The following is a 19,636-nucleotide window of genomic DNA, read 5'->3' as shown; positions in this document are numbered from 1 at the left end:
AACGTCGATGGTGCTGGCAGATCGTAGGGGTGTCGACGTGTCAGCCGGGAGGCTGTATTTCGAACGCGTGGATGACTACGGATGTCGTATGAGGACCGTATGTTCGGCCGAGGTGACGAGGCGTCGGCTTCGGCGGCGTGCGCGGGGGTAGCCGGTCCGTAGCGGCCTCCACGCGATGTCGGTCACATCGTCGCCGCCGGGTTACGCGTAGGCTGCGACACGCCACCGCAGGTGAACGCACGTCAACAGTGCGTAAGACCTCGGTGAACCCGATGTCCCCGATGTGCGTTTGCCCGGGGGCCGCGAGTATCGTCCTCACCTGCACAGACTCATACCGAAACCGTTGACCCCGGAGGGCCCGTTGTCCCGCTTCGCGCTCATCAAGGCAGTGCTCGGTCCGATCATGCGCCTGATGTTCCGCCCTCGGGTGGAGGGCGTGGAGCACATCCCGGGCGACGGTCCGGTGATCCTGGCCGGCAACCACCTCACGTTCATCGACTCGATGATCCTGCCGCTCGTCTGCGACCGTCAGGTCTTCTTCATCGGCAAGGACGAGTACGTCACCGGGAAGGGCCTCAAGGGCCGGTTGATGGCCTGGTTCTTCACCGGCGTCGGGATGATCCCGGTCGACCGCGACGGCGGCAAGGGCGGGGTCGCGGCGCTGATGACCGGGCGCCGGATCCTGGAGGAGGGCAGGGTCTTCGGTATCTACCCCGAGGGCACCCGCTCCCCCGACGGCCGTCTGTACCGGGGCCGGACCGGCATCGCGCGGCTCACGCTGATGACGGGGGCTCCGGTCGTCCCGTTCGCGATGATCGGGACGGACCGGATCCAGCCCGGCGGGTCCGGGTTTCCCCGTCCGGCGCGGGTGACGGTGCGCTTCGGTGAGGCGCTGGAGTTCTCGCGCTACGACGGTATGGACCGGGACCGGTACGTGCTGCGGGCGGTGACGGACTCCGTGATGACGGAGGTCATGCGGTTGTCGGGGCAGGAGTATGTGGACATGTACGCCACGAAGGCCAAGCAGGCGGCGTAGCTCCGCTGGTGGGCCGGGGGGTCGTGGGGGTGCGGTTCGGTTGATCGGGTGCGGGTGGGTGGGGGCTTGTCGCGCAGTTCCCCGCGCCCCTGGGTCGGGGGCGTCGGCGGGGTTTTGAGGCTCGGTCGTCTCCGCCCCGGGGCCGGGCGTTCGGAGGGGCGCTGCGGGTGGGTGGGGGCTTGTCGCGCCGTTCCCCGCGCCCCTGGGTCGGGGACCTCGGCGGGGTTTTGAGGCTCGGGCCGGGGCGTTCGGAGGGGCGCTGCGGGTGTGTGGGGGCTTGTCGCGCCGTTCCCCGCGCCCCTGGGTGGGGACGTCGGCGGGGTTTTGAGGCTCGGGGGTTTACGTGGGGTGGTGGGGGGCTTCCAGGGTTTGGTGGCGGAGGAGGAACCAGGCTGCTGCCGCTGCTGCCAGGAGGACCAAGGCGCCTACGCCCGAGGCCAGGGTCAGGCCTTCGACGAAGGACTGGCGGGCCGCTTCCAGCAGGGTTTCGGCCGTGGGGGCCGGGAGGCCCGCCGCCGCCTCCACGGCTCCGCCCAGTGACTCGTGGGCGGCCTCCGGGGTGCCCGGCGGCGCGGTGAAGCCCTTGTAGACGCCGGTCACGACCGAGCCGAGCAGGGCGATGCCGAGGGCGGCGCCGAGTTCGTACGCGGTCTCGGAGACGGCCGACGCGGCGCCCGCCTGCTCCTTGGGCACGGACGCGAGGATCACGTCGGCGGTGACCGTGAACGAGAACCCGGCGCCGACACCGACGACCAGCAGCGCCGTGCCGAGCAGCGGATAGCCGGTGTGCTGGTCGATCAGGGTCAGCGCGCCCAGCGCGAGGCCGACGGCGGCGAGTCCGCCCGCGACCACCGCCCGCACCGAGTACCGCCGGGCCGCCCGCCCGGCGACCAGACCGGCCGCCACCGCGCCGATCGCGGCGGGCAGTTCGGCCAGCCCGGCCTCGAACGGACGCCTGCCCTGCACCAGTTGCAGGTACTGCGAAAGGAAGAAGACCAGGCCGGACATGCCGAGGATGGTCAGCAGGTCGGCGAGCACCGCGCCGCTGAAGCCGCGGTTGCGGAACAGGCGCATGTCGAGCAGCGGGGCCGGCAGGGTGAACTGGCGCCGGACGAAACCGCGGAGCGCGACGGCACCCAGCAGGCCCGCGGCGACGGTCTGCCAGCCGAACCCGTGCGTCGCGGCCTCCTTGACCGCGTACACCACCGCGATCATGCCGACCAGCGAGAGGAGGACGCTCGGCAGGTCCCAGGGACCCGGGCTGGAGTTCTTGGACTCGGGCAGCAGCTTGATGCCGACGAGGACGAGGACCGCCATCACGGGCAGGTTGATCAAAAAGACGGACCCCCACCAGAAGTGCTCCAGCAGGAAACCGCCGACGATCGGGCCGACCGCCGTACCCGCCGACGCGGTGGCGCCCCAGATGCCGATGGCGAGGCTGCGCTCGCGCGGGTCGTGGAAGAGGTTGCGGATGAGGGCGAGCGTGGCCGGCATCAGGGTCGCGCCCGCCACACCGAGCAGGGCCCGGGCCAGGATCAGCATCTCGGGCGTGGTCGCGTAGGCGTTGAGCACCGACACCGCGCCGAACGCCGTGGCGCCGATCAGCAGGATCCGCTTGCGGCCGATGCGGTCGCCGAGGCTGCCCATGGAGACGAGCAGACCGGCGATCACGAAGGAGTAGACGTCACCGATCCACAGCAGCTGGTTGCCGGACGGGGCGAGGTCCTCGGATATGTAGGGCGTCGCGAGGCCGAGCACGGTGGCGTCGACGGCCACCAGCAGCACGGCGAGCACGAGCACGGACAGCGCGAGCCAACGGCCGGGGCGCCTCACCGCCCCGTTCGGGTTCGCCGGCCGCAGGGTGCTGGTCATGATTCCTCTCTCCGGGTGGCGCCGCCGAGCAGCAGCTCGACGATCATGTTCTGGAAGTCGTTCGCGGCCACCCTGCCGTCGTGGACGGACCAGGCGGCGGCTGCGATCAGGCCGTAGAGGGCCTCGGTGAGCCAGGTGGGGGTCAGGTCGATGCGGAACTCTCCGGTGTCCTGGCCGCGCCGGAACAGTGCCGAGATCCGGGCGTCGAGCCGGTCCCAGCCCGCGTTCTGCTCGTCCCCTTCGAACAGCTGGTTCTCCGTGTAGAGGAAGGCGACGAGTCCGGCCGCGGGTTCGATCTCCCGCACCAGCCGGCGTACCGCCTCGCTCGCGCTGCCCTCGTCGAGCCGGGCCGCCTCCAGGGCGCTCTCGCACTCCGCGAGGCCGAGCGCCTCCAGCGCCCGGACGAGCGCGTCGCGCCCGGCGAACTGACGGTGCAGCGTGGCCCGGCTGATCCCGGCGGCCTTGGCGACCTCGTCCATGGTCGCGGTGGATTTGCGGGTCAGCAGGGCTGCGGCGGTCCGCAGGACGTGTTCTCGATCGACGGCCATGAGACAACTATAACCCATGTGAGACGCCTTTGTCTCATGCTGGGCACGCGTGCCTCACATGCGAGGTCGAGCGCAGGTGCCGCGTGCGGTCCTCAGTGCCAGGGCAGGTGCCCGCGCTGCTCCCAGTACACGCGCGGGTCCTCGGCCAGGACGGCGAGCCGGGCCAGCTGGTCCTCGTCGAGGTCCACGACGGCGGCGTGCAGGTTGGAGGCGAGCTGGCCGGTGGTCGCGGCGCCGGAGAGGACGACGCCCGCCCACGGGCGGGCGAGGATCAGCGCGAGGGCGACGGCGTCGCAGCCGAGGCCGGTCTCCGCGGCCACGGCCTTCAACCCGCCCGGCGCGTAGGGCTCCGCGAGCCGCCCGTTGGCCATGCCCTCCTTGACGATCACCGTGAGGCCCGCCTCGTGCGCCTCGGCGAGCGCATGGGCGGCCGAGGTCTCCAGGACGTTGAACGTGGACTGGACGGTACGGAAGAGGGGCTCGCCGTCGACCGTCACCGCGAGCGCCGCCCGGATCGCCTCGGCCTGCGCGGGACCGCTGGTGGAGAAGCCGATGGTCATGCCCTGGGCGGCGGCCTCGGCGAGCGCCGCGTGCAGTTGCTTGTCGGTGAGGGCGGGGCTGTCCGGGGTCACCGAGTGGATCTGGTAGAGGTCGAGCCGGTCGCCGAGCAGTTCGGCGCTCTCGGCGCGCTGGCGCTCGAAGGCGGCGAGGCTGTGGTCCTTGACCTCGTGCCGCTCGGCGTCGGTGGACCAGCCCGCGGTGTAGGTGTAGCCCCATTTGCTGCCGACCACGATGCCGTCGGCCTCGGGGTGGGCGCCCAGCCAGCCGGCGAGGAACTCCTCGGAGCGGCCGTAGGAGCGGGCGGCGTCGAAGTAGCGCACGCCTTGGGCGTAGGCGGCGTCGAGGAGCTCGTAGGTGCGGGCGCGCAGCGTCTCGACACCGCGGTCCTCGCCGAGGTCCCGCTCCCGGCCGAGGTTGATGTAGCCGGGGCGGCCGACGGCGGCGAGGCCGAGGCCGAGGTGGCAGGTCGGGGTCGTCGCTGACGCGAGGCGGGCGAAGGGCATCGCGGGCTCCGTTTCGGTCGGCTGCGGTGCGGCTGTCGACCAACGTAACCCGGGATGACCTTCGCCCCGGGATTCGGTTTGTCCGGTGGTGTGGCGAGTGCGGGTGCCTCGTGGCTTGTCGCGCGGTTCCCCGCGCCCCCAGGGCCTGTCCGGCGGATCAGGGCGGCTGCGGGCAACGGTGCCTCATCAGCACAGGTGAGCGGGCACCGCGATTCCGGCATGATCCGCCGGACAGGCCCCCTAACGGCGCTTCGCTCGCGCCCACTGGTGTTGCGCCGCCACGTCCGCCTTCACCTCGGCCAGCTGGATCGCGACCGCGCCGGGAGCCGTACCGCCGCGGCCGTCGCGGGAGGCGAGGGCGCCGGGGACGTCGAGGACGGTGCGGACCTCGGGCGTGAGATGGGCGGAGATCTTCGCGAACTGCTCGTCGGTCAGCTCGTCCAGCTCCTTGCCCTCGGCCTCGGCGGCCTTCACGCACTCGCCGGCCACCTCGTGGGCGACCCGGAAGGGCACACCCTGCTTGACCAGCCACTCCGCGATGTCCGTGGCCAGCGAGAAGCCGGCCGGCGCCAGCTCCTCCATGCGCTCGCGGTGCACGGTGAGGGTGGCCATCATGCCGGTGAAGGCGGGCAGCAGGACCTCCAGCTGGTCGATGGAGTCGAAGACCGGCTCCTTGTCCTCCTGGAGGTCGCGGTTGTACGCGAGGGGCAGCGCCTTGAGGGTGGCCATCAGGCCGGTCAGGTTGCCGATCAGACGCCCGGACTTGCCGCGTGCCAGCTCCGCGATGTCCGGGTTCTTCTTCTGCGGCATGATCGACGAGCCGGTGGAGAAGGCGTCGTGCAGCGTCACGAAGGAGAACTCCTTCGTGTTCCAGATGATGACCTCCTCGGCGATGCGGGAGAGGTTCACCCCGATCATCGCCGTGATGAACGCGAACTCGGCCGCGAAGTCGCGGGAGGCCGTTCCGTCGATGGAGTTGGCGGCGCTGCCGTGCTCGAAGCCGAGATCCTTCGCAACCGCCTCGGGGTCCAGGCCGAGGCTGCTGCCCGCGAGGGCGCCCGAGCCGTAGGGCGACACGGCCGTCCGCTCGTCCCACTGGCGCAGGCGCTCGGCGTCCCGGGACAGGGACTGCGCGTGCGCGAGGACGTGGTGGGCGAAGAGCACCGGCTGGGCGTGCTGGAGGTGGGTGCGGCCGGGCATGGCGACGTCCGGGTGGGCCTCGGCGAGGCCGGTCAGGGCGTCCTGGAGGTCGGCGATCAGGCCGCCGATCGTGCGCGCGTGGTCGCGCAGGTACATCCGGAAGAGCGTCGCCACCTGGTCGTTCCTCGACCGGCCGGCACGCAGTTTGCCACCGAGGTCGGGGCCGAGGCGCTCCAGCAGGCCCCGCTCCAGGGCGGTGTGGACGTCCTCGTCGGCGACGGTGCCGACGAAGTCGCCCGCGGCCACGTCCGCCTCCAGCCGGTCGAGTCCGCCGAGCATCCGGCCCAGCTCGTCGGCGGTGAGCAGGCCCGCCTTGTGGAGCACTCGCGCGTGCGCGCGCGATCCGGCGATGTCGTAGGGCGCGAGCCGCCAGTCGAAGTGGACGGACGCGGACAGCTTCGCCAGGGCCTCGGCGGGACCGTCGGCGAAACGGCCGCCCCAGAGCCGTACGTCACCGCTGTTGCTGCTCACTTGCGTTGCTCCTCGGAGGTGTCTTTGTGGCACGGACGTCGCTGTGCCGCCGCCTCCCCACCCTTGCAGGTGGGGAGGCGGCTGTCAGGCTGATGCGTGCGAGGTGACCCGAAGGCCTGATGCGCTCAGGTGAGGTCGCGCTTGGCGGCGATCTTCGACGACAGGCTGTAGATGTCGATGAAGCCCTTGGCCGCGGACTGGTCGAAGGTGTCGCCCGTGTCGTAGGTGGCGAGGTTGAAGTCGTACAGCGAGGCCTCGGAGCGCCGGCCGGTGACGACCGCGCGGCCGCCGTGCAGGGTCATCCGGACGTCGCCGGTGACGTGCTGGTTGGCCTCGTCGATGAAGCCGTCCAGGGCGCGCTTGAGCGGCGAGAACCACAGGCCGTCGTAGACCAGCTCGCCCCAGCGCTGCTCGACCTGCCGCTTGTAGCGGGCCAGCTCGCGCTCGACGGTGACGTTCTCCAGCTCCTGGTGGGCGGTGATCAGGGCGATCGCGCCGGGGGCCTCGTACACCTCGCGGGACTTGATGCCGACGAGGCGGTCCTCGACCATGTCGATCCGGCCGATGCCCTGGGCGCCGGCGCGCTCGTTGAGCTGCTGGATGGCCTGGAGGGCGGTGACCGGCTTGCCGTCGACGGCCACCGGGACGCCCTCCTTGAAGGTGACGACGACCTCGTCGGCGTCACGCGGGGTCGCCGGGTTCTGGGTGTACTCGTAGATGTCCTCGATCGGGGCGTTCCAGATGTCCTCCAGGAAGCCCGTCTCGACGGCGCGGCCGAAGACGTTCTGGTCGATCGAGTACGGCGACTTCTTGGTGGTCGCGATCGGGAGGTTCTTCTCCTCGCAGAACGCGATGGCCTTGTCGCGGGTCATCGCGTAGTCCCGGACCGGGGCGATGCACTTCAGGTCGGGGGCGAGGGCGACGATGCCCGCCTCGAAGCGGACCTGGTCGTTGCCCTTGCCGGTGCAGCCGTGGGCGACCGTGGTGGCGCCGTGCTTCTGGGCGGCGGCGACGAGGTGCTTGACGATCGTGGGCCGGGAGAGGGCGGAGACCAGCGGGTAGCGGTCCATGTAGAGGGCGTTGGCCTTGATCGCCGGGAGGCAGTACTCCTCGGCGAACTCGTCCTTGGCGTCCGCGACCTCGGCCTCGACGGCACCGCAGGCCAGTGCGCGCTTGCGGATGACGTCCAGGTCCTCGCCGCCCTGGCCGACGTCCACGGCAACGGCGATGACCTCGGCGCCGGTCTCCTCGGCGATCCAGCCGATGGCGACGGAGGTGTCCAGACCGCCTGAGTAGGCGAGTACGACGCGCTCGGTCACGGGTTTCTCCTCACACTGCATTCGCTGACATGCATGAGTATGCAGGAGCCTGCATGGTTCGTCAATCTCCGGCACCGGCGGCGGGCGGGGGCGGCCCGGCTGAACGGGCGGCGTCGCTCGCCCGTACTCCTCACCGCGTCCGGACCCCCACCAGGTGGCGGGACGGCGTGGTGGCCGCCCCGTGGGAGCGCCGGCCGGGGCGGCCACGGAGCGAGTTCCGGAAACTGTTAGTCAGGCGAACGAACTTTGCCGATAATCACTTCATGGGAAAGAGCTACGAGCGCATCGACGGCAGGCTCCGCACGTTCATCGAGGAGCAGCCCCTCTTCTTCACCGCGACCGCCCCGCTCTCCGGCGAGGGCACGGTCAACCTCTCCCCCAAGGGGCTCAAGGGCTCCTTCGTGGTGCTCGACGAACTCACCGTCGCCTACCTCGACTTCGCGGGCTCCCACGCGGAGACGGTCGCGCATCTGCGGGAGAACGGGCGGATCACCCTCATGTGGTGCGCCTTCCAGGGCCCGCCGAACATCGTCCGGGTGCACGGGCGCGGCGAGCCCGTCTTCCGCGACGACGCGCGCTTCGGGGAGCTGCTCGCCCACTTCCCGGACATCGACCCGGGCGCGCACGGGCTGCGCGCGATCGTCGTCGTGACGGCGGAACTGGTCCGCGACAGCTGCGGCTTCGCGGTGCCGCTGATGACCTACGACAGCGATCGCGAACTGCACGCCCGGCGCTTCGCGCGCGAGGACACCACTTCGCTCAGCGCCTACTTCGCGGGCAAGGACCACATCGCCTCGAGCATCGACGGCCTGCCGGGGGTGCCCCTGCCGCTGGCTCCCTTGACGCGCGAGGACCGTCCGGTCTGAGGGTGCGCGGCCCGAACGGACCATCCGAACTGCCGGTGCCCGAGGCCGCCGTTAGCGTCGAGGGCATGCGTCCCGCCCTCGCCACCACCGTCTCCGTCACCGTCTCCGTCCTCGTCTGCGCCTCCCTCCTCGGCGCCGCCCGCGCGCCGCAGGGCACACTGCCCGACCGGATGGCCGACACCGGTCCCGGCACTCAGCTGATCACCGCCGTCGCGCCGGGCGCGTCCGCCACGACGGGCACGGTGACGTGGTGGGACCGGCGGGACGGGCACTGGGTGAGCGCCGGTTCGGCGCCGGCCCGCTTCGGGGCGAACGGGCTGGTCGAGGGAGCCGCGCGCAAGCAGGGCACGAACACCACGCCCACGGGGTTGTTCACCCTGCCGTACGCCTTCGGCATCGCGGCGGCGCCGACCGGCACGACGTACCCGTACCGGCCCGTGCGGCAGGACTCCTGGTGGTGCCAGGACAACGACTCCACCTCCTACAACCGCTGGACCGAGCCCCGCCCCGCCGACTGCCGGGCGCGGGAGGCCGAGCACCTGGTGGCCTACGGACCGCTGTACGCGCACGCGCTGGTCATCGGCTTCAACTACCCGAAGCCGGTGCGCGGGCGCGGCGCCGGCATCTTCCTGCACGTCAGGGGCGCGGGGCCGACGGCGGGTTGTGTGGCGGTGCCCGAGGACGCCATGCGCCGGATCCTGCTGTGGGCGAAGGCCCGCGGCAGACCGCACATCGCGGTGGGCACGGAGAGCGGACCCACCGCGATCACCCGGTACTGACTGAACACACGGCCGCCACCGCACGTATCTCTGGGCCAAGGGACCACGACGAACCGTTGCCCCCGTCCCCGGAGGAACCGTGACCACCACGCTGTCAGGCGGCCGCGCCGCCCGGCGTCAGACCATGCGCCGCATCCGCCCGCGCCGCTCCCCCGCCGTCCCGCTGCTGCTCGCCGTGGGGGCCGGTGCCGCCGCGGTGCTGTGGCTGTGGTGGCGGAACACCCCGGCCGTCGCCGACACCACGGGGCGGATCCTCAACGCCGGCCGGATCACCGGGCTGCTCGCCGGGTATCTGATGGCGCTGGTGGTGCTCCAGATGGCGCGGGTTCCCGCGCTGGAGCGGCGGGTGGGCTCCGACCGGGTGGCGCGCTGGCACGCGATGACCGGCCGGTACACCCTGAGCCTGGTCATCGCCCATGTGTTCCTCATCATGTGGGGGTACGCCCTCCAGGCCGGCAAGACCCTCGGTGACGTCGTCCAGCAGACCGTCGACTCCGTCAACCAGTTGCCGGACATGGGCAAGGCCGCCGTCGGCACCGGACTGCTGCTGCTCATCGGCCTCGTCTCGATCGGCCCGGTCCGCCGCCTGATGCCGTACGACACCTGGTACCACGTCCATCTGATGACGTACGCCGCGGTGTACCTGACGTTCTGGCACCAGATCAGCACCGGCAACGACTTCGCCGTCGAACCGCTCGCGAAGACCTTCTGGTACGGGCTGTACGGCGCGGTCACCGCATTGGTGGTGTGGTTCCGGATCATCACCCCGATCCGGCTGAACATGCGGCACCGGATGCGGGTCGAGGCGGTCGTCGAGGAGACGCCCGGCATCGTGTCGGTGCTGATCAGCGGGCGGAAGCTGCACCGGATGGGGGCGGAGGCGGGGCAGTTCTTCCGGTGGCGGTTCCGGGCGCCGGGCATGCGGTTCAGCTCCCATCCCTACTCGCTGTCGGCGGCGCCCCGCCCCGACATGTTGCGGATCACCGTGAAGGCGATCGGGGACCACAGCACGCGGCTGCGCGAACTCGAGCCCGGCACCCGGGTGTGGGCCGAGGGACCCTACGGCGCGCTGACCGCACAGCGCCGCAGCCGCGGCAAGGTGCTGCTGGTCGCGGGCGGCGTCGGGATCACGCCGATGCGGGCGCTGTTCGAGACGCTGCCGGGCGCGGCCGGTGACATCACGCTGCTGTACCGGGCCAACAGCACCCAGGACCTGGCCCTGTGGGACGAGCTGGCGAAGATCGCCAACGAGCGGGGCGCGCGTCTCATGTACGCGGTCAACAGCCCGGACGGCGAGCGGCCGGACATCTCGGCGGAGTCGCTGGAGCGGAAGATCCCGGACATCGAGCGCCACGACGTCTTCCTGTGCGGGCCCCCCGGCTTCGCACAGTCCGTGTACGAGGCACTGCGCGGCGCGGGGGTCCCCGCCCGCCGTATCCATCACGAGTCGTTCGAGATGTGAGCGACGGGTCATCAGGAGACCGGCAACCATGAAGAAGAGCCACCCCGTCCGGCGTGCCGTGCTGGCCACCGCCGCCACCGTGTCCGGCATCGTGCTGCTGCTGTCGCTGAAGCCGGCGAGCGACCCCGGCTCCGCCGCGGCGGCGCTGCCCCAGCAGCCGCCGGGCGCGGCGGCCCCCCAGGGCGGCGCGCAGGCCGCGGGCACCGCCACGGTCACCGGGGCCGTGGCCCGGACGCAGTACGGGCCCGTGCAGGTGCGGCTGACCGTGAGCAACGGGAAGGTCACCCTGGCCGAGGCGGTGCAGGCGCCCAGCGGCGGGCAGAGCACCCAGGTCACCGCCGACGCCGTGCCCCGGCTCAACCAGGCCGCCGTGACCGCGCAGAGCGCGCAGATCGACGCGGTGTCCGGGGCGACGTACACGAGCGCGGGCTACAAGGAGTCCCTCCAGTCGGCGCTGGACAAGGTGCCGGCGAGCGGCGGCTCGGGCGGGCAGGGATCCGGCCAGGCACAGCCCGCGCGGACGGTCACCGGAGCCGTGGCCCAGACGCAGTACGGGCCCGTACAGGTCCGGATCACCGTCAGCGGCGGGAAGATCACGCAGGCCGAGGCGGTGCAGGCGCCCAGCGGCGGGCAGAGCACCCAGGTCACCGCCGACGCCGTGCCCCGGCTCAACCAGGCCGCCGTCGCGGCGGGCAGCGCCGACATCGACGCCGTCTCCGGGGCCACGTACACCAGCGGCGGCTACCGGCAGTCGCTGCAGTCGGCGCTGGACCAGGCCGGTGGCTGAGCCGGTGACGGAGCCCGCCCCGGCTCCCGCCGCGCTGCGCCGGGCGGAGGAGGCGATGGGGACCGTCTTCTCCTTCGACGTCCGCGGCGGCGATCCGCGTACCGTGCGCTCGGCCCTCGACGTGGCCGTCGCGGGGCTGCACCGGGTCGACGCGGTGTTCAGCACCTACCGCGAGGACAGCCAGATCTCCCGGCTGGGGCGTGCGGAGACGACCGTCGCGGAGTGCGACCCCGAGGTCGCCGAGGTGCTGGAACTGGCCGCCGAGGCGGAACGGGTCAGCGAGGGATGGTTCAGCGCGAGGTTCGAGGGCCGGCTGGACCCGACCGGGATCGTCAAGGGCTGGGCCGTGGAACGGGCGGCGCGGCTGCTGGCGGCGGCAGGGGCGAGCGGGGTCAGCGTCAACGGCGGAGGGGACGTGCAGTTGCTCGGCGTGCCCGGCGCGGAGCGCCCCTGGCGGGTGGGTGTCTCCGATCCGCTGCGGCCCGGCGGGCTGGCGGCCGTCGTCTCCGCGGCCGGCGCCCGCGAACTGGCCGTCGCGACGTCCGGCACCGCGGAGCGCGGCGCCCACATCGTGGACCCGCGCACCGGCAGGTCGGCGGTGACCGACCTGCTCGCGGTGACGGTCGTCGCCCCCCGCCTGACCTGGGCGGACTGCTGGGCGACGGCCGCCTTCGCGAGGGGCGCCCGCGACGGCCTGGCCTGGCTGGAGTGCCTGCCGGACGTGGAGGCGCTGCTGATCACGGCGGGCGACGAGGTGTGGTGCACGGGCGGCCTGGCCGATTGGCTGGGGTGAGCACGGCAGCCGGGCGGAGAGGCCCGGACCGGTCCTAGGCCCGGGCGCCGACCAGCCAGCAGGCCGCGGTGAAGCCGGCCTCTCCCGCGTCCACGTACGGGGCGAAGGCCGTGCGGAGCGTCTCGACCACCCGTGACCTGGTCGGCTCCTCCACCTGGTTCAGGACCCGGCCCACGGGGCCGAGCAGCGTGAAGTAGCGCTCCAGGTCCTGCTCCGGCATCGCGCACCTGACGTCGAGCGGTGCGACGGTGACCTCCTTCCAGCCGCTCTCGTCGAGGATGCCGCGCACCCGTTCCGCCCGCGCGAAGGCGAACTGGCCCGGCCCTTCGGGGTCACGGGGCGGCAGATCCGGCAGCAGCGGCGCTGCCGCCCGCTCGGCCGTCGTCATGAAGGGGTTGTCCTCGGGACCCCGCCAGACGACGAGCCGCAGTTCCGCCCCCGGCCGTGCGGCGCGCCGCAGATGGGTGAAGGCGCCGACGAAGTCCTCGAAGAACATCACGCCGAACCGCGAGAGGACCACGTCGAAGCCGTCCGGCGGGAAGGCGTGGGTCGCGGCGTCGGCGTGGAGGAAGCGGACCGGCACACCCTCCCGTTCGGCGCGCGCCCGGGCCGCCTCGATCATCGGCTCGGCGACGTCGACGCCGACACAGGCGCCCTCCGCGCCGGCCCGGCGGGCGGCGGCGACGGTCGTCGCACCCGTGCCGCAGCCGACGTCGAGGACGCGCGCCCCGGGGCCGACCGGCTCGGCCAGCACCGCCTCGAACGGCTTGAAGAGCACGTCCATCAGGTCCTGCGCCGCGACCCAGTTGCGCCCGGCGGTCCCGCTCCACAGCGCCTTCAGTGCCTGCGCGTCGCGGCCTTCGGCGGTCATGGCCTCTCCCCTCGCTCGCTGTCGACCCGCGCTTGGCGTCGACATGTCCTGCGCGTACGGTGCCAGTTCACATCGGCTTGAGGTCAAGAAGGGCTAGATCTCCTCCACCGGGCAACGGGCCGTCCGGCGGGTCTTCGATCCCGGGGTGCCGCGGCGGCCCGCGCTGAGCGCGATGGGCCGCGCCGCCGGTTTCTGGCTCGACGAGAGCGCGCTGATGTTCGCGCCCGACGGGCGGTCCCGGCTCGACCGGCCCACGCCGCTCGCGAAGGCCGACGAGCGGGACGGCACGGTCCGGCGGCCGGCGGGGATGCGGGACGGACTGCGGCACGCGGCCTCCTGCCCCGCGCCACGGGGAGTGCCCGGCCTTCCGCCGCCTGCTGCGGGCGGCGGAGTCGGGGGCGACGGGCGTGCCGCGGGCCCGGCTCAGTGGGCGTTCTGCGCCAGCCGCAGCAGATGGTCGGCGAGCGCCTGCCCCCCGTCCGGCTGACGGCTGATCAGCAGCAGCGTGTCGTCACCGGCGATCGTGCCCAGGATGTCGTGCAGTTCGGCCTGGTCGATGGCCGAGGCGAGGAACTGGGCCGCGCCCGGCGGGGTGCGCAGGACCACGAGGTTGGCGGACGCCTCGGCGGAGATGAGCAGTTCCTGGGAGAGCCGCCGCATCCGCTCCTCCTTGGCCGACCCTCCCAGCGGGGCGCGCGGGGTGCGGAAGCCGCCCTCGCTGGGCACCGCGTAGATCAGGTCGCCGTCGGTGTTGCGGATCTTCACCGCGTTCAGCTCGTCGAGGTCGCGGGAGAGCGTCGCCTGGGTGACGGTCAGCCCGTCGTCGGCGAGCAGCTTCGCCAGCTGGCTCTGGGAGCGCACCGGTTGCCGGTTGAGGATGTCCACGATCCGGCGATGGCGTGCGGTGCGGGTCTGCGGCACCGCAGGCCCGTTGACTCCCGCGTGCCCGTTGTCCTGCGCCTGGCTCATCGTCGTCTCATTCTCCGGCTCGTCCGTCCCCGTGACTTGCGTCGAGGACACCGGGCAGCGCCCGGAGCAGCGCCTCCACCTCGTCGTCGCCGAGGTTCAGCGGCGGCATGAGCCGTACGACGTCGGGGGCGGGCGCGTTCACCAGAAGACCGGCGTCCTGGGCCGCCTGCTGGACCTGCGGCGCGAGCGGCTTGGTGAGCACGATACCCAGGAGGAGCCCCGCACCCCGGACATGGTCGATCAATCCATGGTTCAGGGACTCGATTCCTTCCCGCAACCTCTCGCTCTGCCGCTTGACGTTCTCCAGCAGCCCCTCGCTCGCGATGGTGTCGAGCACGGCGAGTCCGGCGGCGCAGGCGACGGGGTTGCCGCCGAAGGTCGTGCCGTGCTGGCCGGGCCGGAGCAGCTCGGCCGCCCGTCCGAAGGCCACCGTGGCGCCCAGCGGCAGGCCGCCGCCGAGGCCCTTCGCGAGCGTGACGACGTCCGGCAGGACGCCCTCGTGCGCCTGGTACTCGAACCAGTGGCCGGTCCGTCCGACGCCGGTCTGCACCTCGTCGAGCACCAGCAGCGAGCCGGTGGCGGCGGTGATCGCGCGGGCCGCCTTCAGATAGCCGGCGGGCGGGACCACGACGCCGTTCTCGCCCTGGACGGGCTCGATGACGACGAGTGCCGTCCGGTCGGTGACCGCGGCGGCCAACGCCTGCGCGTCGCCGTACGGAACGTGGGTGACGTCACCGGGCAGCGGCAGGAACGGGGTCTGCTTGGCGGGCTGGCCGGTCAGCGCGAGGGCGCCCATGGTGCGGCCGTGGAAGCCGCCCTCGGTGGCGACCATGTGGGTCCGGCCGGTCAGTCGGCCGATCTTGAAGGCACCTTCGTTGGCCTCGGCGCCGGAGTTGCAGAAGTAGACCTTGCCGTCCCGGCCGAACAGCTGGAGGAGGCGTTCGGCGAGCGCCACGGGCGGCTCGGCGACGAACAGGTTGGAGACGTGTCCGAGGGACGCGATCTGCCTGCTGACCGCCTCGACGACGGCGGGGTGGGCGTGCCCGAGCGCGTTGACCGCGATGCCGCCGACGAAGTCGAGGTACTCCTTGCCGTCGGCGTCCCACAGCCGCGCGCCCGCGCCGCGCACCAGCGGCAGCCGCGGGGTGCCGTAGTTGTTCATGAGCGCGTCCTGCCAGCGCGCGGTCAGTTCCTGGTTGGCACTCATTCGGTGTCCCCCTCTGGCGCGTCCGGCACGACCATCGTGCCGATGCCCTCGTCGGTGAAGATCTCCAGCAGGATCGAGTGCTGGACGCGCCCGTCGATGACCCGGGCGGTGGTGACGCCGTGGCGCACCGCGTGCAGGCAGCCCTCCATCTTCGGCACCATGCCGGACGACAGCTCGGGCAGCAGTTTCTCCAGCTGGGTGGCGGTGAGGCGGCTGATCACCTCGTCGCTGTGCGGCCAGTCCTCGTAGAGGCCCTCGACGTCGGTGAGGACCATGAGGGTCTCGGCGCCCAGCGCAGCAGCGAGTGCCGCAGCCGCCGTATCAGCATTGACGTTGTAGACATGTCCGTCGTCCTCGGAACGGGCGATCGACGACACGACCGGGATCCGGCCGTCCGCGAGCAGTGCCTCGATCGCGCCCGTGTCGATCGCGGTGATCTCGCCGACCCGCCCGATGTCGACGAGCTCGCCGTCGATCCGGGGCCGGTGCTTGGTGGCCGTCATGGTGTGGGCGTCCTCGCCGGTGATGCCGACGGCCAGCGGCCCGTGCTGGTTGAGCAGCCCGACCAGCTCGCGCTGCACCTGCCCGGCCAGCACCATGCGGACGACGTCCATGGCGTCCTCGGTGGTGACGCGCAGGCCCGCCTTGAACTCGCTGACGATGCCGTGCCGGTCGAGGGCGGCGCTGATCTGCGGGCCGCCGCCGTGCACGACGACCGGCTTGAGGCCGGCGTGGTGCAGGAACACGACGTCCTGGGCGAACGCGGCCTTCAGCTCCTCGTCGACCATGGCGTTGCCGCCGAACTTGATGACGACGGTTCTGCCGTTGTGGCGGACCAGCCAGGGCAGCGCCTCGATGAGGATCTGGGCCTTGGGGAGCGCGGTGTGCCTGCGCGCGGGTGGGTTGCTCATGAGGAGTAGGCGCTGTTCTCGTGGACGTAGTCGGCGGTGAGGTCGTTGGTCCAGATCGTGGCGGTCTCGGAGCCGGCGGCGAGGTCGGCGACGATGTGCACCTCGCGGTAGCGCATGTCGACCTTCTCGCGGTCCTCGCCGACACCGCCGTTCTTGCAGACCCAGACGCCGTTGATGGCGACGTTCAGCCGGTCGGGCTCGAAGGCGGCGGACGTGGTGCCGATCGCGGACAGGACACGCCCCCAGTTGGGGTCCTCGCCGTGGATCGCGCACTTGAGGAGGTTGTTGCGGGCGATCGAGCGGCCCACCTCGACGGCGTCGTCCTCGGTCGCGGCGCCCACCACCTCGACCTTGATGTCCTTGCTGGCGCCCTCGGCGTCGCGGATCAGCTGCTGGCCGAGGTCGTCGCAGACCTGCCGTACCGCCTCGGCGAACTCCTCGTGGGCGGGGGTGACGCCGGAGGCGCCGGAGGACAGGAGCAGGACGGTGTCGTTGGTCGACATGCAGCCGTCGGAGTCGACGCGGTCGAAGGTGACCCGGGTGGCCGCGCGCAGCGCCTCGTCGAGGGCCGGGCCGTCCATCTCGGCGTCCGTGGTGAGGACGACGAGCATGGTGGCGAGGCCGGGGGCGAGCATGCCCGCGCCCTTGGCCATGCCGCCGACGGTCCAGCCGCCCTTGGTGACGACGGACGTCTTGTGGACGGTGTCGGTGGTCTTGATGGCGATGGCGGCCTTCTCGCCGCCGTGCTCGGAGAGCTGGGCGGCGGCCGCCTCGACGCCGGGGAGCAGCTTGTCCATCGGGAGCAGCACGCCGATGAGGCCGGTGGAGCAGACGGCGACCTCGATCGCGCCCCTGCCGAGCACCTCGGCAGCCTTCTCGGCGGTGGTGTGCGTGTCCTGGAAGCCCTTCGGTCCGGTACAGGCGTTGGCGCCCCCGGAGTTGAGGACGACGACGGACACCTGGCCGCTCTTCAGGACCTGCTCGGACCAGAGCACGGGCGCGGCCTTGACCCGGTTGGAGGTGAAGACGCCCGCGGCGGCGCGGCGGGGCCCGTCGTTGACCACGAGGGCCAGGTCCGGGTTGCCGTTCTCCTTGATCCCGGCGGCGATGCCGGCCGCGGTGAATCCCTTGGCTGCCGTGACACTCACTGCGTCTCCTCGTTCGCTTCGGCGGCGGCCGCCGCCGGCAGGTGCCGGCTCACGGTGCGACTCCGATCGTGGAAAGGCCCAGCGCCTCGGGGAGTCCGAGGGCGAGGTTCATGCTCTGGACGGCACCGCCGGCGGTGCCCTTGGTCAGGTTGTCGAGGGCGCTGATGGCGATGATCCGTCCGACGGCCTCGTCGTAGGCGACCTGCACCTGTACGGCGTTGGAGGCGTGGACGGACGCCGTGGCGGGCCACTGTCCCTCGGGGAGCAGCCGGACGAAGGGCTCGTCGGCGAAGGCCTTCTCGTAGGCGGCCCGGACCGACTCCGCGGTGACGCCCGGCCTCGCGGCGGCGGTGCAGGTGGCGAGGATCCCGCGCGGCATGGGGGCGAGGGTCGGCGTGAAGGAGACGCGGACCCGTTCCCCGGCCGCCGCGCTGAGGTTCTGGATCATCTCGGGGGTGTGCCGGTGGCCGCCCCCGACGCCGTACGGGGACATGGAGCCCATGACCTCGGAGCCGAGCAGATGCGGCTTGGGCGCCTTGCCCGCGCCGGAGGTGCCGGACGCGGCGACGATCACCGCCTCGGGCTCGGCGAGACCGGCGCCGTACGCCGGGAACAGCGCGAGGGAGACGGCCGTGGGGTAGCAACCGGGCACCGCGACACGCTTGGACCCCTCCAGCGCGGCGCGGGCACCCGGCAGTTCGGGAAGGCCGTAGGGCCAGGTCCCGGCGTGCGGGGAGCCGTAGAACCTCTCCCAGTCACCGGCGTCCTTGAGACGGAAGTCGGCACCCATGTCGACGACGAGGACCTCCGGGCCGAGCTGCTCGGCCACGGCGGCGGACTGCCCGTGCGGCAGCGCGAGGAACACGACGTCGTGGCCCGCGAGCGCCTCGGCCGACGTCTGGCTCAGCACCCGGTCGGCCAGCGGGGGCAGATGCGGCTGGAGTGCGCCGAGCCGCTGGCCGGCGTTGGCGTTGCCGGTCAGGGCGCCGATCTCGATCTCGGGGTGGGTGAGGAGCAGACGCAGGAGTTCTCCGCCCGCGTATCCGCTCGCTCCGGCCACTGCCGCACGTACCGTCATGAACCCTCCTCCTGGATGGCATGACTATACGCTTCTTTGCACGTTTATGCAATCCCGGGCCGTGGCCCACACCATCGGACCGCAGGATCAAGCCACCTTCTCCCGCCGCCGGTGACCACCAGGGGACGACCCGCCGAACCTTTGGGAAAGCCCCGGCCGCCGTCACGGCAGGATGGGAAGGTGCGCGGACGCGTGGGCGGGTCGCGGGAACGGACGGGAGCGGGGCGGGATGGGCGAGTTCTGGCCGGTGCCGGAGGTACTGGCGTATCTGGCCGGGCGCTGGCAGGTCCGGCGGTCGGTGCGGGATCTCGCGAGCGGGGACGAGGGACGCTTCGAGGGCGCGACGGTGTTCGGCCCCCTGGAGGGCGGGGGCCTGCTGCACGAGGAGTCCGGCACCTTCGTCTGGCGGGGCGTGGCCCGGCCGGCCGAGCGCACCCTGCGCTTCCTGCCCGGACCCGCGACCGGGACGGCGGACGTCCGCTTCGCCGACGGCCGCCCCTTCCACCACCTCGACCTGACGACCGGCCGGTACGTCGCCGACCACCCGTGCTCGGCCGATCTGTACCGGGGCGAGTTCACGGCGCGGGACGAGGACCGCTGGCGCTCGGTGTGGCGGGTGCGGGGCCCGGCGAAGGACCTGGTGCTGACGACCGACTACACGCGCGTGGGCTGAGCCGGGCCGCTCTCCAGCCGCAGGTTCCAGCGTCCCGCGCGGCCGGTGACCGTGGTCGTGGACAGGGAGCAGACGTCGATGCTCCAGTACGTGGCGGGCGGCACCTTCAGCGCGTACACCAGCGCCGCGCGGATCACCGAGGGCTCCGCCACGGCGACGATCCGGCCGCCGTCGTCGACGGGCCGGGTGTCCAGCCAGTGGCCGACGCGCGCGATGAACGTCAGCAGCGCCTCACCGCCGTGCGGCGTGGAGCGCGGGTCGGCGAGCCAGGCGTCCACCGCCTCCGGCTCCCGGGCCATCGCCTCCCCGAGCGTGAGCCCCCGCCAGCGCCCCATGTCGCAGTCGCGCAGTGCGAGCTGCGCCAGCGGGGCGTAGCCGAGTGCCTCGCCGGTGGACCGGCTGCGGGGAGTGGGCGAGCAGTAGCGCAGCTCCGCCGCCGCGAGCGGCAGCAGGTCACGCGCGACGCGCTGGACCTCGTCCCAGCCCGCCTGGTCCAGCGGCCGGTCGTCCTCGAAACGTTCCGCGAGCAGCGGGGCGCTGCGCGCGGCGGCGACGAACGTGACCCGAAGTGCCATGCGGGGA

General features: G+C 72.4%; 19 protein-coding genes. 7 read left to right on the top strand and 12 right to left on the bottom strand.

All coding sequences use genetic code 11. The annotated features are described in order from the left end of the window. The first annotated feature begins 361 nt into the window (after window positions 1–361). Window positions 362–1,036: a lysophospholipid acyltransferase family protein gene (locus ACZ7LV_RS15590; protein WP_401677619.1), complete on the top strand. Its 675-nt coding sequence runs from the start codon at window positions 362–364 to the stop codon at window positions 1,034–1,036. A 339-nt stretch (window positions 1,037–1,375) separates the two neighbouring features. Here ACZ7LV_RS15590 and ACZ7LV_RS15585 read toward each other — a convergent pair whose 3' ends face one another. From ACZ7LV_RS15585 to ACZ7LV_RS15565, 5 genes are all read right to left on the bottom strand, one after another. Beyond that, the gene (locus ACZ7LV_RS15585; RefSeq protein WP_471939633.1) at window positions 1,376–2,908 is read right to left on the bottom strand and encodes an MFS transporter; all 1,533 of its coding nucleotides are present in this window, start codon (window positions 2,906–2,908) and stop codon (window positions 1,376–1,378) included. After that, entirely contained in the window at window positions 2,905–3,456 is a 552-nt protein-coding gene (locus ACZ7LV_RS15580) for a TetR/AcrR family transcriptional regulator (protein WP_471939631.1), read from the bottom strand. Before ACZ7LV_RS15580 ends, ACZ7LV_RS15585 begins: the two co-directional genes overlap by 4 nt. Before the next feature lie 92 nt (window positions 3,457–3,548). After that, window positions 3,549–4,520 carry an aldo/keto reductase gene (locus tag ACZ7LV_RS15575; RefSeq protein WP_471939629.1) on the bottom strand — a complete coding sequence of 324 codons (972 nt, stop codon included), beginning with the start codon at window positions 4,518–4,520 and terminating at the stop codon, window positions 3,549–3,551. 240 nt (window positions 4,521–4,760) lie between these two features. Continuing rightward, window positions 4,761–6,191: an argininosuccinate lyase gene (argH, locus tag ACZ7LV_RS15570; protein ID WP_471939627.1), complete on the bottom strand. Its 1,431-nt coding sequence runs from the start codon at window positions 6,189–6,191 to the stop codon at window positions 4,761–4,763. A 125-nt stretch (window positions 6,192–6,316) separates the two neighbouring features. Then, a complete protein-coding gene (locus ACZ7LV_RS15565; RefSeq protein WP_471939625.1) occupies window positions 6,317–7,510 on the bottom strand; it encodes an argininosuccinate synthase in 1,194 nt (397 codons plus the stop codon). 263 nt (window positions 7,511–7,773) lie between these two features. Here ACZ7LV_RS15565 and ACZ7LV_RS15560 point away from each other — a divergent pair, with 263 nt between their 5' ends. The 5 genes from ACZ7LV_RS15560 to ACZ7LV_RS15540 all read left to right on the top strand — a co-directional run bounded on the left by ACZ7LV_RS15560 (window position 7,774) and on the right by ACZ7LV_RS15540 (window position 12,197). Beyond that, window positions 7,774–8,376, top strand: a complete 603-nt coding sequence (locus tag ACZ7LV_RS15560) for a pyridoxamine 5'-phosphate oxidase family protein (protein ID WP_471939623.1) — start codon at window positions 7,774–7,776, stop codon at window positions 8,374–8,376. A gap of 65 nt (window positions 8,377–8,441) precedes the next feature. Beyond that, the gene (locus tag ACZ7LV_RS15555) at window positions 8,442–9,155 is read left to right on the top strand and encodes a L,D-transpeptidase family protein (RefSeq protein ID WP_471939621.1); all 714 of its coding nucleotides are present in this window, start codon (window positions 8,442–8,444) and stop codon (window positions 9,153–9,155) included. A gap of 79 nt (window positions 9,156–9,234) precedes the next feature. Continuing rightward, the gene (locus ACZ7LV_RS15550; protein ID WP_471939619.1) at window positions 9,235–10,617 is read left to right on the top strand and encodes a ferredoxin reductase family protein; all 1,383 of its coding nucleotides are present in this window, start codon (window positions 9,235–9,237) and stop codon (window positions 10,615–10,617) included. Window positions 10,618–10,645: 28 nt separating this feature from the next. Beyond that, window positions 10,646–11,404 carry an FMN-binding protein gene (locus ACZ7LV_RS15545; RefSeq protein WP_471939617.1) on the top strand — a complete coding sequence of 253 codons (759 nt, stop codon included), beginning with the start codon at window positions 10,646–10,648 and terminating at the stop codon, window positions 11,402–11,404. Further along, window positions 11,397–12,197, top strand: a complete 801-nt coding sequence (locus ACZ7LV_RS15540; RefSeq protein WP_471939615.1) for an FAD:protein FMN transferase — start codon at window positions 11,397–11,399, stop codon at window positions 12,195–12,197. The genes ACZ7LV_RS15545 and ACZ7LV_RS15540 overlap by 8 nt, the downstream gene beginning before the upstream one ends. A gap of 34 nt (window positions 12,198–12,231) precedes the next feature. Here ACZ7LV_RS15540 and ACZ7LV_RS15535 read toward each other — a convergent pair whose 3' ends face one another. The 6 genes from ACZ7LV_RS15535 to argC all read right to left on the bottom strand — a co-directional run bounded on the left by ACZ7LV_RS15535 (window position 12,232) and on the right by argC (window position 18,381). Continuing rightward, entirely contained in the window at window positions 12,232–13,068 is an 837-nt protein-coding gene (locus ACZ7LV_RS15535) for a class I SAM-dependent methyltransferase (RefSeq protein WP_471939613.1), read from the bottom strand. A 423-nt stretch (window positions 13,069–13,491) separates the two neighbouring features. Continuing rightward, the gene (locus ACZ7LV_RS15530; RefSeq protein WP_471939611.1) at window positions 13,492–14,037 is read right to left on the bottom strand and encodes an arginine repressor; all 546 of its coding nucleotides are present in this window, start codon (window positions 14,035–14,037) and stop codon (window positions 13,492–13,494) included. Window positions 14,038–14,044: 7 nt separating this feature from the next. Further along, window positions 14,045–15,244: an acetylornithine transaminase gene (locus ACZ7LV_RS15525; RefSeq protein ID WP_471939609.1), complete on the bottom strand. Its 1,200-nt coding sequence runs from the start codon at window positions 15,242–15,244 to the stop codon at window positions 14,045–14,047. Further along, window positions 15,241–16,155: an acetylglutamate kinase gene (gene argB, locus ACZ7LV_RS15520; protein WP_471939607.1), complete on the bottom strand. Its 915-nt coding sequence runs from the start codon at window positions 16,153–16,155 to the stop codon at window positions 15,241–15,243. The genes ACZ7LV_RS15525 and argB overlap by 4 nt, the downstream gene beginning before the upstream one ends. Then, window positions 16,152–17,303, bottom strand: coding sequence for a bifunctional glutamate N-acetyltransferase/amino-acid acetyltransferase ArgJ (argJ, locus tag ACZ7LV_RS15515; protein WP_471939605.1), 1,152 nt, complete (start codon window positions 17,301–17,303; stop codon window positions 16,152–16,154). Before argJ ends, argB begins: the two co-directional genes overlap by 4 nt. A 49-nt stretch (window positions 17,304–17,352) precedes the next feature. Beyond that, entirely contained in the window at window positions 17,353–18,381 is a 1,029-nt protein-coding gene (gene argC, locus ACZ7LV_RS15510; protein WP_471939603.1) for an N-acetyl-gamma-glutamyl-phosphate reductase, read from the bottom strand. A 229-nt stretch (window positions 18,382–18,610) separates the two neighbouring features. Here argC and ACZ7LV_RS15505 point away from each other — a divergent pair, with 229 nt between their 5' ends. Beyond that, a complete protein-coding gene (locus ACZ7LV_RS15505) occupies window positions 18,611–19,054 on the top strand; it encodes a DUF6314 family protein (RefSeq protein ID WP_471939602.1) in 444 nt (147 codons plus the stop codon). On the opposite strand, the gene ACZ7LV_RS15500 is transcribed toward ACZ7LV_RS15505, so the two are convergent. Beyond that, window positions 19,036–19,629, bottom strand: a complete 594-nt coding sequence (locus ACZ7LV_RS15500; protein WP_401677675.1) for a histidine phosphatase family protein — start codon at window positions 19,627–19,629, stop codon at window positions 19,036–19,038. The two genes, ACZ7LV_RS15505 and ACZ7LV_RS15500, sit on opposite strands and share 19 nt — an antisense overlap. Between the last annotated feature and the right edge of the window lie 7 nt (window positions 19,630–19,636).

It is taken from the genome of Streptomyces sp. NPDC107562 (genome assembly GCF_055657325.1).
Note: the sequence above shows the minus strand (reverse complement) of the source record. Positions and strands in the feature narration are given on the sequence as shown.